The 12,558-nt window shown below is 62.0% G+C and carries 17 protein-coding genes; 5 read left to right on the top strand and 12 right to left on the bottom strand.

The features are described from left to right. Positions 1-167 precede the first annotated feature (167 nt). The 3 genes from LMA02_RS07450 (at position 168) to LMA02_RS07440 (ending at position 1,731) form a co-directional block, all read left to right on the top strand. Positions 168-842 (top strand): YdcF family protein, encoded by a 675-nt coding sequence (locus tag LMA02_RS07450; protein ID WP_324251293.1) that lies wholly within the window; start codon positions 168-170, stop codon positions 840-842. Between the two features lie 222 nt (positions 843-1,064). Further along, positions 1,065-1,337, top strand: coding sequence for a hypothetical protein (locus LMA02_RS07445; RefSeq protein WP_228907476.1), 273 nt, complete (start codon positions 1,065-1,067; stop codon positions 1,335-1,337). A gap of 136 nt (positions 1,338-1,473) precedes the next feature. Continuing rightward, positions 1,474-1,731: a hypothetical protein gene (locus tag LMA02_RS07440; protein ID WP_006758856.1), complete on the top strand. Its 258-nt coding sequence runs from the start codon at positions 1,474-1,476 to the stop codon at positions 1,729-1,731. Between the two features lie 668 nt (positions 1,732-2,399). On the opposite strand, the gene bamC is transcribed toward LMA02_RS07440, so the two are convergent. The 7 genes from bamC to LMA02_RS07400 all read right to left on the bottom strand — a co-directional run bounded on the left by bamC (position 2,400) and on the right by LMA02_RS07400 (position 7,142). Further along, positions 2,400-3,608 (bottom strand): outer membrane protein assembly factor BamC, encoded by a 1,209-nt coding sequence (gene bamC / locus LMA02_RS07430; RefSeq protein ID WP_228907475.1) that lies wholly within the window; start codon positions 3,606-3,608, stop codon positions 2,400-2,402. Positions 3,609-4,216: 608 nt separating this feature from the next. Continuing rightward, positions 4,217-5,062, bottom strand: a complete 846-nt coding sequence (locus LMA02_RS35380; RefSeq protein ID WP_324251288.1) for a patatin-like phospholipase family protein — start codon at positions 5,060-5,062, stop codon at positions 4,217-4,219. Beyond that, the gene (locus LMA02_RS07420; RefSeq protein ID WP_228907474.1) at positions 5,059-5,508 is read right to left on the bottom strand and encodes a hypothetical protein; all 450 of its coding nucleotides are present in this window, start codon (positions 5,506-5,508) and stop codon (positions 5,059-5,061) included. The genes LMA02_RS35380 and LMA02_RS07420 overlap by 4 nt, the downstream gene beginning before the upstream one ends. A gap of 9 nt (positions 5,509-5,517) precedes the next feature. Beyond that, entirely contained in the window at positions 5,518-5,850 is a 333-nt protein-coding gene (locus LMA02_RS07415; RefSeq protein WP_228907473.1) for a hypothetical protein, read from the bottom strand. Further along, positions 5,847-6,146: a hypothetical protein gene (locus tag LMA02_RS07410; protein ID WP_228907472.1), complete on the bottom strand. Its 300-nt coding sequence runs from the start codon at positions 6,144-6,146 to the stop codon at positions 5,847-5,849. Before LMA02_RS07410 ends, LMA02_RS07415 begins: the two co-directional genes overlap by 4 nt. A gap of 37 nt (positions 6,147-6,183) precedes the next feature. Further along, positions 6,184-6,753 (bottom strand): glycoside hydrolase family 19 protein, encoded by a 570-nt coding sequence (locus LMA02_RS07405; protein ID WP_228907471.1) that lies wholly within the window; start codon positions 6,751-6,753, stop codon positions 6,184-6,186. 2 nt (positions 6,754-6,755) lie between these two features. After that, positions 6,756-7,142: a hypothetical protein gene (locus LMA02_RS07400; RefSeq protein ID WP_175725178.1), complete on the bottom strand. Its 387-nt coding sequence runs from the start codon at positions 7,140-7,142 to the stop codon at positions 6,756-6,758. 175 nt (positions 7,143-7,317) lie between these two features. Here LMA02_RS07400 and LMA02_RS07395 point away from each other — a divergent pair, with 175 nt between their 5' ends. Beyond that, positions 7,318-7,599: an XRE family transcriptional regulator gene (locus LMA02_RS07395; RefSeq protein ID WP_228907470.1), complete on the top strand. Its 282-nt coding sequence runs from the start codon at positions 7,318-7,320 to the stop codon at positions 7,597-7,599. After that, a complete protein-coding gene (locus tag LMA02_RS07390; RefSeq protein ID WP_228907469.1) occupies positions 7,596-8,351 on the top strand; it encodes an SGNH/GDSL hydrolase family protein in 756 nt (251 codons plus the stop codon). The genes LMA02_RS07395 and LMA02_RS07390 overlap by 4 nt, the downstream gene beginning before the upstream one ends. A 1-nt stretch (position 8,352) precedes the next feature. Here the strand turns inward: LMA02_RS07390 and LMA02_RS07385 are convergent, their stop codons facing one another. Genes LMA02_RS07385 through LMA02_RS07365 form a run of 5 tightly spaced genes read right to left on the bottom strand, consistent with a single transcriptional unit; the run spans position 8,353 to position 12,557 of the window. After that, the gene (locus LMA02_RS07385; protein WP_228907468.1) at positions 8,353-8,565 is read right to left on the bottom strand and encodes a hypothetical protein; all 213 of its coding nucleotides are present in this window, start codon (positions 8,563-8,565) and stop codon (positions 8,353-8,355) included. A gap of 8 nt (positions 8,566-8,573) precedes the next feature. Beyond that, positions 8,574-9,551 carry a hypothetical protein gene (locus tag LMA02_RS07380; protein ID WP_228907467.1) on the bottom strand — a complete coding sequence of 326 codons (978 nt, stop codon included), beginning with the start codon at positions 9,549-9,551 and terminating at the stop codon, positions 8,574-8,576. Between the two features lie 8 nt (positions 9,552-9,559). Then, positions 9,560-10,156, bottom strand: a complete 597-nt coding sequence (locus LMA02_RS07375) for a YmfQ family protein (protein ID WP_175725174.1) — start codon at positions 10,154-10,156, stop codon at positions 9,560-9,562. Between the two features lie 6 nt (positions 10,157-10,162). Beyond that, positions 10,163-11,296 carry a baseplate J/gp47 family protein gene (locus tag LMA02_RS07370; RefSeq protein WP_228907466.1) on the bottom strand — a complete coding sequence of 378 codons (1,134 nt, stop codon included), beginning with the start codon at positions 11,294-11,296 and terminating at the stop codon, positions 10,163-10,165. 31 nt (positions 11,297-11,327) lie between these two features. Beyond that, positions 11,328-12,557 carry a phage GP46 family protein gene (locus LMA02_RS07365; protein WP_228907465.1) on the bottom strand — a complete coding sequence of 410 codons (1,230 nt, stop codon included), beginning with the start codon at positions 12,555-12,557 and terminating at the stop codon, positions 11,328-11,330. Position 12,558 lies beyond the last annotated feature (1 nt).

Below are 12,558 nucleotides of genomic sequence, written 5' to 3'. Positions count from 1 at the left end.
GAAGCGGCGCGCCGGGCGGGAGCTCCGCCCGCCGATACCGCCACCGATTCTGGGGGCCGACGTTCGGCGTCGCGTTAGGGCCAGATCGTCAGCCGTCCATAAAAAGACACCATACCCCAATCAAATTGATTCTGTTCGATTCATTTGTACTTCTCTTCATCTGTTTCATGCTCTGCCGCAAGCGGCGGCGACAGATCGCAATCGCCGGCGCCGCGGTGTTCTGGCTGCTCGCGACAGGCTGGCTCGCGGCACCGCTCATCGCATGGACCGAAGCCGGTGTTACGCCGGTCGAACGCCCCGACATGCACGGCCGGACCACGCTGATCATCATCGGCATCGGCACGCGGCGCGGCGAAACCGGCCTGCGTGCACCTCCCGACGGCGAAGCGCGCATCCGCCAGACCGCCGCGCTCTATCGCACGTGCCTGCAGCAGGCCACCCGCTGCACCGTGGTGATGTCGGGCGGCGACCCGCAACATCACGGCGAAACCGAGGCGGCCGTCTACGGGCGCCGGCTGGTGGCGGAAGGTGTCGCTCCCCGCGACCTCGTGCTCGAGCCGAACAGCCGCACGACCTACGAAAATGCGAAATTCACTGCTTCTATACTACGCTCACAACATGACGACACGCGCATTCTCGTCGCGTCGTCGTACCAGATGCGCCGCGCATTGCTCGATTTCCGCCACTTCGGCATCGATCCGCAGCCCGTTTATTCGAACCGCCGGCGCGCTCAAATGGGCTTGCTGCCCCGCTGGCACAACCTGGAAGACGCGAACCAGGCGTTGCACGAGCTGGTCGGCATCGCGCAATTCCACGTCTATCGATGGCTCGGCTGGTTCTGACGGCACGACGGGCACCGGAGCAAAAGCGACCGTGCCGCCCCGGGATGGCATGCGCGTGACGGAACGCACGAAGTGTTGCGCGACTTCAACGGGGCCTTGCACTGCGCCGCGATCCGGTGCACATTGATCCGTCACTTTTGTTACACTCGACACGCACTCGATTGCAGTCGCCAGACAAAACGGCAACATTCGGGTTCATCACCACTTAGCGGAGGTAAAGCAATGAAGAAGACGTCCCTGGCTATTCTGGTCGCGATGTCGGCGCTGACTGGCGCAGCGTATGCGCAAGAGAGCACGCAAATCCAGACCATCACCGATCCGGCAAAGATCGCCGAGATCGAGCAGCGCGCACAGGCACTGCAACAGCAGCAGGCAGCCGAGGCTGCACAGCCGGCGGCGCAGGAAGAGCATCACCACGCCAAGAAGGCGATGCATCACAAGGCAGCGAAGAAGGCCGGCAAGAAGGCCGCTCCGGCAGAAGCTGCCAGCCAGTAAGTTCGGCGGCACCGCACACGCGAAAAGCCGAATCCGGGCAACCGGGTTCGGCTTTTTTGGTTGCGGCGCCTGCGCGCTGTGCTAAAGTCGCGCACCGAAATTTTCCACCCGTGCGCACCCCGGTGCGGAGGACAGCATGAGCAACATTCAACTCGACATCGAGTGGACCGAAGAAGCCACTCGCAAGATCAAGCAACTGATGCCGCGCGGCTCGACCGACGCCTTCCTCGCGTTGCCACCGATCGAGTGCCTGCCGATGGAGGGCGATGTGCTTTTCCTCGGCCCGCAAGGCAAGCAGCAACCGTTCATCGTCGCCGAACGCCAGTATCATCACGACGGCGATGCCGACTGGACGATCATCCTGATTCTCGACGTACCCAGCACGTCGCACTGACGGATCGCAGCGGCCGGCACGTCCGGCCGCGCCGCCCCGCTCACACGAATCTCCGCAGCGCGCGGATCCCGGAACGATCATTTCGTCCGCGACCGCTCCGCGGCAAGCCAGAATGTGCGACGAATGCGCATGCACGGCCAACGCAGCCTCGCCCTCCCAACGCTCGACCAATACGAATCCCCGCGGCCGGGTCGGCACGCACTCGCTTTGCCGCCCCACAAAAAAAATTGCCCGCGCTTCAGAAGAAGCGCGGGCGAAACCGTCGCCCTACGAGGAAAGGCGACGGGGCCATCGGGATCCGCGCATGGCGCGGATCGTCATCGGTTTTGCGCCGGCGCTTGCAGCACCGGCATCTGAAGACGTGGATACCGTTGGTCGGACGGTCACGAAGCCACCCGCTCTCTGACGCCATCCTCCCTGTCCTCACGATTCCAACTTATAAAGCAGTTTGCGTGCCAGGCACATTTACGAAAGTACGCCGTTGATCCATAAGGATATTTTCTGCGGCCATGACGATGTAACACCTGTTCTGCGGCCGTAACGCGCGGATGTTACGTAACGTCACGACGAGGGATCGAACATCCCGCGCACGCCAGCGCCACCACGCGCGACAATGAAAAAAGCCCGCCGGAAGGCGGGCTTTTTCGAAGGCCGGGATCGTACCGCGATCAGCGCAGCTGATTCACGAGCAGCCCCATGATCTGCCGGGCCGGCGTCGACGTATCGATCGCACCCGAATCGTCGACGACTGCGACGCGCGTCTGGTCGGACGACAGCGCCTTCACGTTGACGCGATATTGCTTCGCCTGCTTTTCCTTCTTGCCGTGGAACAGCTGGCTCCAGAAGCCCTGCTCGGCCGCGCTGATGTCCTTCGGATCGACATAACGCACGAAATACAGGCCCTTCGTGCGATCGCGATCGTCGACCGTGAAGTTCGCGCGATCGAGCGCGAGGCCGACGTGCAGCCACGAACGGTCGTACGGCTCGCCGAGCGTGACTTCGGACGGCACCGCAGCCGAGTCGACGTCGTTCGCTTGCGACGACGTACGCGCGACGTTCTGCGCGGCGATCGCCGCGGCGGCTGCCTTCGATGCGTCGGTATCCGCCTTCTTGTCCTTCGGCACCGTGTTGTCGTTGATGTTCGCGATCGGCGGCTCGCCGTTCTTCGCACGCTGCTCGTTCTGGGCGAGCACCGCCATCAGCCGCTTCAGGTATTCCGTCTCGAGCGCCGGATCGTTCGGCTTCGCTTCCCACTTGCTCGAATCGTTGTTCGCACCGGTGATCGCCTCGCGCATGCCCTTCTGGCTGATGAACACGTAGGTGCCGCCGTTCGGCGCCGAATCGAGGCGCGTGCGGTACTTGTTGCGCTCGGCCGTCACGTACGAGTTGCCCATCGCCTTCGAGATCACGCTACGGATCAGGCCGTCGTTGATCTGCGGATGGGTCTCGTTCCAGTCGGTTTCCATCACGCCCTTGTCGCGCTGGTCGACGACGAGCAGGAAGCCCTGCTCCTGCCAGAAGCGGCGAACCTGCGGCCAGATGTCGGCGGGCTTCTTGCCGTCGATCACGAGCCAGCTCTCGGTGCCGTCGCGCTGGATATGCATGCCGGAAACGGCGGGCGCGACGGTGTCCAACGCGGGTGCCGCGTGCTGGACCTGCTGAAGCGCAGACAGGGAAGTCGCGCCGCCCTGCGGCGGCAGCGAACGCTGATCGGCCGTCTCGTCAAGCATGTTGGGCGGCACTGCGAGCGACGCTTCCTTCGATTTCGAATCGCTCTTGTAGTCCACTTTCGTGGGCGACGACGTACCGCAACCGGCGACGAGCGCGCCGGTGGCGAGCACTGCAGCGAACCGCATGGTAAGACGAAGATCAGTCATGTTCGGGGAATCCTCTTCCGCTAAATCACGGCGCTTTCCGTGGATCAACCTTGCATTTTACCGGGGCCGCGCCGGGATGTGCAAAAAAGCGACGGCCAAGAAAAAACCCGCGTCAGCCTGAACTGACGCGGGTTCTTTATCTGGTCGGGGCGAGAGGATTTGAACCTCCGACCACCTGCACCCCATGCACCCACGGAAACCGGCTGTCTCGGCCTGTGCGTATGCGTTTGCAGCTTTGCACCTCCAACAAATTGCCGAAGAAATAGGCACGTAGAGACGAGGCATTCCGGGAAATGCCGACATGCTTATTAGAGAAACGGTGCCGACCCGCTCGGCACAGAATTGCGGTTCTTGACGGTGATGCCTCGGGGTCCGCTATACTGTATGTCCATACAGTACCGACATGTCTCATCATGCTCCGCAAGGCCCTCCCTCTCTTCGTGCCGCCCAGCAACGCCGAATTGCGCGAAATGTGGAGCCGGTATCCGGAAGGTCACGAAGTGCGCCGGCTGATCCTCGAAATCGCCCGGTGCCGCCGGACGTTTCAAGACGCTGACGACCTGCGTAAATCGGTTCAGAAGGTCTGGAATGAGGATGTAGGTAGCAACCTAGTAGCGCTCCACCAGCTGCGCCTGCTGCTGATGGACGAAGTCCTGCGTGCGCAGGGCTGAGATCGTCGTGTTGTAGCCGTCGTCATACAGCCGCTGTCGCGTGGCGACCGCCATGCGGCGGTCAAACGAGCTGGCATAACCAGTCGGCACGCGCACGATCGTCGCACCGCTGAGCGTGTCGAGGGCAAGATGCGAATCCTCATTTGAGGCGAGCATGATGTCGATCATCCGAGGCGCCAGCGTCCCGATCCCATAAGCGCCAAGCGGAAGAGGCGCATCGTCGGACTGGAGGTAGATCCCCACCCGCGGAACCCCGTCGACCGTCAGATCACTGACGGGGATGTTGTCGCACATTCCGCCGTCGACCATCAGCCCGCCAGCAACGGAGACAGGCACGAAGACGATGGGAATCGACGCGCTCGCGCGCGCAGCCAGCGCGATCGGCACATCTGGCGTCGCCAATTTCGAGAATTGAAATTCGCGTTCAGTCAGCAGGTTCGTCGCGATCACTTTGAGATCGATCTCGAGCTGCGAGAACGTCTTACCGGCCGTCGATTGCGTCAAGTAGCACAGGAGCTGGTTACCAGAGCACAGGGCCTGACGCCGGAGAAAAGTCCACGGCGAGAAGCTCATCATCGGAGACCAGTCCAGCTCCATCAGCATCTGGCGCATCACATCCAGCGGCAGACCGCTTGCATAGAGGCTCGCAACGATCGAGCCACCGGACGTACCCGCGAGCTCCACGATGGTATAGCCGGCATCTTCGATCGCCTGCAGCGCGCCGAGATGCGCGCCGAGGCGAAAGCCGCTGCCGCTGAGAGCGACGCGGATCGGCTTGCTCATTGCGGAGCGCTCCCCGCGAGCGGCGTCGACGCGGCCGCCGGCGGCGCAGTGGGCGCCTGATTCATCGAGATCGCCACATTGAACGCGAGGATTGCAGTGTCGATCGCGGCATCCGCCGCGTTCTTGTTCGGGAGCGACGACGCGGCGACCAGCGCCTTGATCGCCGGCAACGTGGTGTTGACGATCGTCTGGAGGTCCGGTGCGGTCACGGTCGCGCCGACCGCGCACACCTTCGCGATGGCCGGCTGCACGGTGTCGTTCAGCGTGGTGGCCGCGCCGCCGGTGAACACGCCGTCGGCCTTCAGGATGGCGATTTCGCCGTTCGCCGCGCCGCACGCGATCGCGAGCTGTTGCGGGAACGTGAGCGCGGGCGCCGAACTGCAGCCGGCGAGGATGGAAACGGACGCGATAATGCCTGCCGCGAGCAGCATCGAAAAGCGCTTCATGGAAGTTCCTTACTTGAGAGTCTTGAGCGCCGTCACTGCGGCGGAAGTTGCCGCGCCGACGACATCGGATGCCGCTGACGCGGCGGTGGCCTGCCCCACGAATGCTTCAACATCGGTTTCGCGAAGCGAGATGGAATAGCTGTTGGCGGATTGGTGCGTAAACGTCGCCTCGACGGTCGCCATTTGCTTGCCGTTCCAGACGCGCAATACACAGCAGCCAGCCGGCGTGCCGGCGGCATCGACGAGCGGTGAGACCTCGTATCTGGCAATGCCGGCATATCGAAGCGAGTCGCACCCAGCGAGTGCGAAACATGCGGCTACCGCGATCGCGGCGCGGATCACTGGATCGTCGGCGCTGGAGACGCGGGCGCCACCCCCGATGCCGCCCCGGAAACGGAGACAACCACCGGCTGCGACGCGGGCTTCAATGGCTCTCCGACACCGAGTTCGGCCGTCCCGGTCAGTCCGGTCACAATCGGCCCGACCGACCCAGCCGTGGCGTGGTAGACGCCGAGGCCGGCCAGCGTGTAACCGATCGCATCTACCAACGACTGGGGCGGCACGTAATGCAGCAGGACCAGCGCGAGCCAGGCGCCGAACAGCAGGACAGCTGCGATGAACTTCATCCACGGGTTCATGTGGTTTTTCTCCTGAAAATGCCGCGTGTGCGGCAGGTTAAATTGCGATGCCGAGCGCAGCCCTGCAGGAATCCCAGAGCGCCAGGCGGTCGGGCATGCCATTCGGCGTAGCCGCGGAGCGCGGGTTGCCGAGATTGATTGCGCGGCTGATCGACAGGAAATCGCCGTTGTCCGCGAATGCACTCAGGGCTTTGTCCGCCCAGAATTGCGCGGAGGCTTCGGCCGCCACGCTCGGCTGCACGATCTGGTCCGGATTGCCCTCGAGGTCGATGCCGATCTTCTGGCCCATCACGCGGAAGTTGTAGCGACCCGTGATCTGCAGAAGGCCTCCCCCGCGGTACCGGAACCCATCGCCGGGCTGCGTGTTTCCCAGGTCAGCGGCCTTCGCGGCGGGCGGCTCGTATGCTCGCTGGGCTGGCGTCGGCCCCCAGATCTCGCGAAGCCACTGGAAACGACCGCATTCGTGTCCGCATTGCGCGAGAAACGCTGCCTGACGCGCAGGCGAATCGATCGCATAGAGCGCCATCGCTGCCGATAGCGGGTCGGCCCATGTGACCGCGCGGGCGAGCGGAATCTGGAGCGCGCTCGCAAGAACTTGTGGTGTCATGGTCATCCCAAGAGAAGTTTCACGACCGCATTCGCCCAATCGGGGATCGGTTCGTGACGCATGTAGCGAATCAGAATCACGGCGACCGTGCTCAATGCCAGCAGCGGCCCGGCAACATGCTTGAGTAGGAAGCGCCACGCATCGGCAAGCCGGCACAAGGCGCGCACCACTCGGGCGCCGCCCTCCCACGTGTCGACCATTGATTGCGTATTCGCCTGGATCGTCGCGACTGAAGCCACGATCGCGTCGATCTTTTTGTCCTGGCTCTGGAGGTGCTCTTTCGTCGCCGCAGCGCTCTCGTCGAGGCGCTGTTCGAGTTTTGAGAAGCGCCGCTCCCCTGCGCGAAGTCGTTCCTCGACCTGCGTGCGTCCCGATGCGTTGTCGGTCATTCATTCCCCGTAAACGAAAAAACCGCCCGGCGGGCGGCGATGAATATTTCTTGACCAATAGACCCTATGGGTCTACATTTACGGCTGGCGGTAGCGCCCCTGCGCAGCCCAACACCCCGAAAGGAAACGATCATGAAATTCACATTTCGCTCGCACACGATGCTCACAAATACCGATGCCGATCAAGTACACCCCCCCCTCAACCAGGGATCTCGCGACGTTGAAGCACGAACTCAACATGACCGGCAAGCAGATGGCGGATTTGTTCTGGCTCGCCGGCGATCATCAATGGCGCAAGTACACCGGAGGACAGTCACCCCGCGAGCTGAGTCCGCATATGGCATTCGTGGCGGCGGCAAAACTCACGCTGACACAGGACGAGTTCACGCGAGTGCTCACGAAGATGAAGGAATTCGGAGCCATCGCCGAGGAAGCACACGAGGACGAGCAATCGTGAAGAGCGCCCTGATCCCCATGATCGGCGCACTGGTGTTGGCATGCAGCGGCTGCGGTGGCGGGGGCGGCGATAGCGCGTCAGCCCAATCGGCCGCTCCTGCCGCGCCGAAGACGGTGCTGGTCGAGGCGTACGGTGACTCGACCACGGTTGGCGTTGAAATCCCTCCGTCCGGCGGATTCATCACCAAAAACTCGGTGCCTGCACTTCTTCAATCGGCTCTACAGGCAAAGTTCGGCACGACGGTTACGATGTCGAATCAGGGCGTCTCATCGACCGAAGCATCGCAGTTGCTGAACGGCACCGATGGCGTGCATCCGTCTTGGAACACGCAGATGGCCGCATCGAAGGCGCAGATCGTCACGATCAACATGACGCTGAACAGCCCCTACTTCGCCGCAACGCAGACACCAGGCGTAACCGTCGAATCACCATCGACCTATGCGGATGTCATGACCCAACTGGTCAGCATCGCGAAGCAGGCCGGCAAACAGGTCATTCTGCTCGAGCCTAACCCCACGTGTGAACCGATCCGCCAACCGGTGCTCGGCCAGTATGTCACCGCCCTTCGGCAGGTTGCGCAACAGCAGGGAGTGCCAATCGTCGGCGAGTACGACGTGATGATGGCAATGCCGAATTGGCAAGGCCTTCTGTCTGATTGCCTGCATCCGACCGACGATGGGTATCAGATAAAGGCCGGGCTGGAATTTCCTGTCCTGTCGGACGCGGTATCAAAACTGATGACGAGCCGTTGATTCACGCCGAACCCGAGGTTGATGGGGCGATCGATTGAGCCTCAGGAAGCTTCGAGTTCGGCCCACCAGCGTTTTGATAGAAGCGCATCCATCGCGCATCGGACACATCGACAGTTCCGAGGTTTTCATATGCTGCCGAGTCTTGAGGCGCAGAAAAATAAGCGATCACCTCAGATTCCATCGAATCCGAAAATTGAACGATGAGCGTTGTCATATGTTTCCTTAGATGCTGTACGAAGACAGGAAAATAGATGCCGACGTGAAAGTGCCGGAGGCGGCCGTTGCCGACCAATAGATCGTCTGAGGCACGAGAACGGCAAGATTGCTGAACGATGACCCGGCCAGGAGGCCGCCGGCAGACGTGCCACTGCACGAGCTCGATTGCTGCCCAACAGCAGACGCTCTCGAGGCGACGGCGACAGTCGAATTGCTGGAGTTCGTCGTTGCAATGCTCAGCAGGCCACCGACGCTCCTTGCATTCGGTGGTGCAAACGATGAGATGCTGAGTGCGGTAAGCGACGAAATTTGCGATGAGATCGTCGAAATCGTAGCGTATGGAAGCGAAACAAGCCGATCGGTCTGATCACCGACCACGAATTGGCTGCTCGCGTTCGTCGGCCAGACCGAAACCAGTGCGGACGCCGTGTATCCCGAGGGCATGTTCGCGCCGCTATACACGTTCGTCTGCACCGCCGACGTGGCGTTCTTCGCGAGCAGCGCACTCGCCCCCGTCGTTGGGTTATAGATTGCGTACAGCGCGACATAGCCCGAAACCGGCGCCGTACCGGTATCCATACCGCCGGCCCCCGTCGTCGCGAGGTTGATCGTCTTGTTGAAGCTCGACAACATGAAAGTCTGGCCGTTCAGCGCCGTCGCCACGACGATCTGATCGGCCGTCAGCGTTGCGGTCGCCGATGCGGCCGTGACGCTCATTACGAGATTGCGCTGCGCCCCGATGACGGGCGAGTACATCTTCTGCAGTGCGCTATTGACCTGGTTGTAGCTCGTCTTCGAGCGTGCGATTCCTGCCGCAGCGAGAATCGAGCACAGCTCCTCCTGGAGCATGTTGAGCCACGACCCGCGAACCTTCGTCGCAGGCGTGCCCGTCGCTGGGTTTCCTTCGGTGAAGTACCCCTCGGTGCCCGCGGCCTCGGGCGTCGGCAGCGAAGTGGCAGCGGTTGCGTCATCGATGCGATACATACATCCCCTTATGCGTAAGCAAAAATCAAAATCGTGTGAGCCGGCGCTATGGCCTTGAGCTCACATTCGAGAACGGCGTTTCCCCAAGATGCGAGCGCATCGCCGGCCGCCATCGCGCCAGCCAGGGCGAAAACAACCGTATTGAGTGGTGCGTTCACCTGCCAGGCGAAGCTCCAGTCGGTACCGCAGCAGGGATCACCCGCCTTCAGCTGACCGGCGCGCGCCTCGACGAATTGCGTGATCGTGATCGTGTAGCCGAGGTTGGCTGCAAACTGGATCAGCTCCGCGATCGATGGGCCGCCGCCGCCAACGAAGCGCGCGACCACCTGGCTCTGCCGCTGCGGAATCGTGGGCGCCGGACCAGCGCACGGATCCGGCAGCCCCAGCGTCGCCTCCCACTCAGGCAAGAGCTCGTAGGCACTTGCCGGGAAAGCATCGACGAGGAGATAGTTCGCGCGCGCGGTCTGACGCTCGTAGCTCGGCGCAAGACCGCTCAGCACTTTTGTCTGGACGGCGTCTTGTGCCCGCGGCCACACACGTCCTCGCGGCATCAGGCCTTGCAGCGCTTTCAGGAAATCTGCTGCGGTGAAGTTCGGTGCGAGCATGGTCCCTCACACGTAAAGCACGTTTGCGAGAACTGGCAACTGGCCGAATCCGCTGGTGATGTTCCCCGAATAGGTCGTCGTGGTTGTGCCCACAACACCCTGAATGAGGTTGATCAGGAACCCACCCGTACCGGCAACCGATCGAATTGCGGCCGAAATGTCATCCCGGTTGATCGTCCCTGCGCGAGGGTCGCCGTTTCGGAACAGCACATCGGCAATGGCGGCGAAAATCGCCGCCCGCGTCGCCGTCGTCGCGGATGTCAGCCCGGATAGCGTGATGGTCAGGTTGTTCGCGATCGGCGCGCAGGAATACACCAGCGCGGTAACCGGCTGCTCCGTGACGATCGAATCAGCGACGACGAGCTGATCGCCTGTTGCGATGGTGCCCCGCGGAACACCGCCCGGCCCCTTGTCAAACTGAGATACGCCGTCGGTGCCCTGCGGGAAGCCACCGTGTCCGGATTCCGCGTTGTCCCACATCGTGTAGATCACGACCGTGCCCGCACCGAAGCCGTTCGGCGCGCACCATGCTCGCGTTACGCCGGCGACATCCTTTGCCCATCCGATGTAGTCTTCGACGTCGCCACCCTGCGGCGATTCCTGGTACGCGCCGAGCATCCGATCGCGGAGGTCATCATTGATCTCGATGTCGGCACCTGCCGAAACGTTGCCGGTCACCGTACCGGCGGTCTGGATGCCGTCGACGGCCATGCCGAGTGAAACGACCGTGCCAGGATCTGCATTCCCCGACGTACCGGCGACATCCGCGATGATCGTCACCACGACCGTGCCGCCGGAACCGACGGTGCCGGTTGTCGATGTCGTGTACGAAACGCCATCTCCACGCACCACGGACGTTCCCGCGCTCAAAACCTTGCCGACCGTTCCCGTGAACTGGGCAGTCAACTGGGCTTGCGATGCCGCCTTGCGATAGACCTTCTTCAGGGCGGCCCAGCCTTCCAGATATTCGTCTTCCGCCGTAAATGGCACAGCCTGTTTTGCGATCCAATCGAGGTATCCGAACTGCAAATTCGTGAGGCCGGCTTGGACCTTACCGATCACACGCAGCACCGCAAATCGCAGCAGAGCGTCCGCCCCCGGAAGTGCGGACGAAATATCTGCCGCCACCTCGGAGATCAAGGTGGAAAGCGTCTTTCTTTGGAATGGCATATCAGGAAAGTTGGTTCCAAGCCCAGGCGTACGCCATGGAGACGTTCTGGCCCGTGGGTTGATAGAGCGTTACCTGCGCGCCGAGGAACGTGTCGCGCACCCACTGCGTTTGCACATCGATGCTCGCGACGACGCCGTCATCCACCAGCCACTGCAGGGCCTCGAAGATGTAGTCGCGCGCGTTGTTGAGCACTTCCTGCGTTTGCTTCGAGCGATCGAGCAGCCACAAGCGAGAGCCGATAGGCTTGTCTTCCCCGATGTCGCCCCACCATCCACGTGGATCGTCGGTCCCATCCGGAATCGGGTCATCCCGATTCGCCATTCGATCCGTGAAGAGACTCACCAATACGGCAGTTTCGAGATCGAGACCGGTCGCCAGATCTCCGCCGCTGACCGTGTCACTCACATATGACCCAGTCCACGTCAATGCTGCGGCAACTGCTGGGGGCACCGAAAGTGCCGCCGAGCCCGTGGGAGTGAGCGTGTAGTCAGTGACTGTTACCGGTGCTGTGGTCGTTGGGATATAGCCGCCCGCACTTCCATACTGCGGCCCAAAGAACGTTACAGATGCGCTTGCGGTGGTGATGTCTGCCGGGATAATCGTATTGGTGCCCGTGGCTGTCGGTGTCAGGAGAACCGAGCAGCAATACCAAACTCCATCGAGGGTGACGATCGTCGCATTCGAAAACACACCTGAGACTGCACTTGCTGACCCCGCACCTGACAGCGTGAATGTTGCAGAACCAGCCTGCGTATTGCTGACCATGCGGAAGCTGTTCGTGCTACCCGCTTTAGCAAAGATCGAGACCCAGACCGGTACGCCGATGGTCACCGAGAGGCTTTGATAGACGAAACCGAAGCCGCTCGAGGTCGATGTGAGCGTGTACGCATTGGAGCTTCCGTCCGGACCGGTCGCAGCCGCCAGCGACGCGACGTTATTGCGGACCCACGACGCCGATGCAAGATTCGCCGATTGGAGGAAGCTGTTCGTTCGCGGCGTCGCATACAGCAACTGGTTTCCTTGCCAGTCGTTGCGGTACAGCTGAGCCGAAATGATTCCGTTGATTCTGCCCTGCGTAGCCGACAACTGAAACAACGTCGATACGCCATCGCCAATACCGAACGTCGACGGTGCCGAAACATTGATCACCTGTCCCGCGACCGTGAGCGGCTGGAACGACCAATCCCCGCGGCTATTGGCGGCGTCCCAAATAACACTGATGTCGGACATC

Source organism: Burkholderia sp. B21-005, from assembly GCF_020843965.1.
In the GTDB taxonomy this organism is placed as follows: domain Bacteria; phylum Pseudomonadota; class Gammaproteobacteria; order Burkholderiales; family Burkholderiaceae; genus Burkholderia; species Burkholderia ambifaria.
Note: the sequence above shows the minus strand (reverse complement) of the source record. Positions and strands in the feature narration are given on the sequence as shown.

Coding starts and splice junctions, on each gene's coding strand:
- LMA02_RS35380 (WP_324251288.1), bottom strand. CDS start 5,062: ATGAGCAAGCCGATCCGCGTCGCTCTCAGCGGCAGCGGCTTTCGCCTC.
- LMA02_RS07365 (WP_228907465.1), bottom strand. CDS start 12,557: ATGTCCGACATCAGTGTTATTTGGGACGCCGCCAATAGCCGCGGGGAT.
- LMA02_RS07450 (WP_324251293.1), top strand. CDS start 168: ATGCTCTGCCGCAAGCGGCGGCGACAGATCGCAATCGCCGGCGCCGCG.
- LMA02_RS07395 (WP_228907470.1), top strand. CDS start 7,318: ATGCCGATCAAGTACACCCCCCCCTCAACCAGGGATCTCGCGACGTTG.
- LMA02_RS07400 (WP_175725178.1), bottom strand. CDS start 7,142: ATGACCGACAACGCATCGGGACGCACGCAGGTCGAGGAACGACTTCGC.
- LMA02_RS07380 (WP_228907467.1), bottom strand. CDS start 9,551: ATGTATCGCATCGATGACGCAACCGCTGCCACTTCGCTGCCGACGCCC.
- LMA02_RS07385 (WP_228907468.1), bottom strand. CDS start 8,565: ATGACAACGCTCATCGTTCAATTTTCGGATTCGATGGAATCTGAGGTG.
- LMA02_RS07445 (WP_228907476.1), top strand. CDS start 1,065: ATGAAGAAGACGTCCCTGGCTATTCTGGTCGCGATGTCGGCGCTGACT.
- bamC (WP_228907475.1), bottom strand. CDS start 3,608: ATGACTGATCTTCGTCTTACCATGCGGTTCGCTGCAGTGCTCGCCACC.
- LMA02_RS07375 (WP_175725174.1), bottom strand. CDS start 10,156: ATGCTCGCACCGAACTTCACCGCAGCAGATTTCCTGAAAGCGCTGCAA.
- LMA02_RS07420 (WP_228907474.1), bottom strand. CDS start 5,508: ATGAAGCGCTTTTCGATGCTGCTCGCGGCAGGCATTATCGCGTCCGTT.
- LMA02_RS07410 (WP_228907472.1), bottom strand. CDS start 6,146: ATGAACCCGTGGATGAAGTTCATCGCAGCTGTCCTGCTGTTCGGCGCC.
- LMA02_RS07440 (WP_006758856.1), top strand. CDS start 1,474: ATGAGCAACATTCAACTCGACATCGAGTGGACCGAAGAAGCCACTCGC.
- LMA02_RS07405 (WP_228907471.1), bottom strand. CDS start 6,753: ATGACACCACAAGTTCTTGCGAGCGCGCTCCAGATTCCGCTCGCCCGC.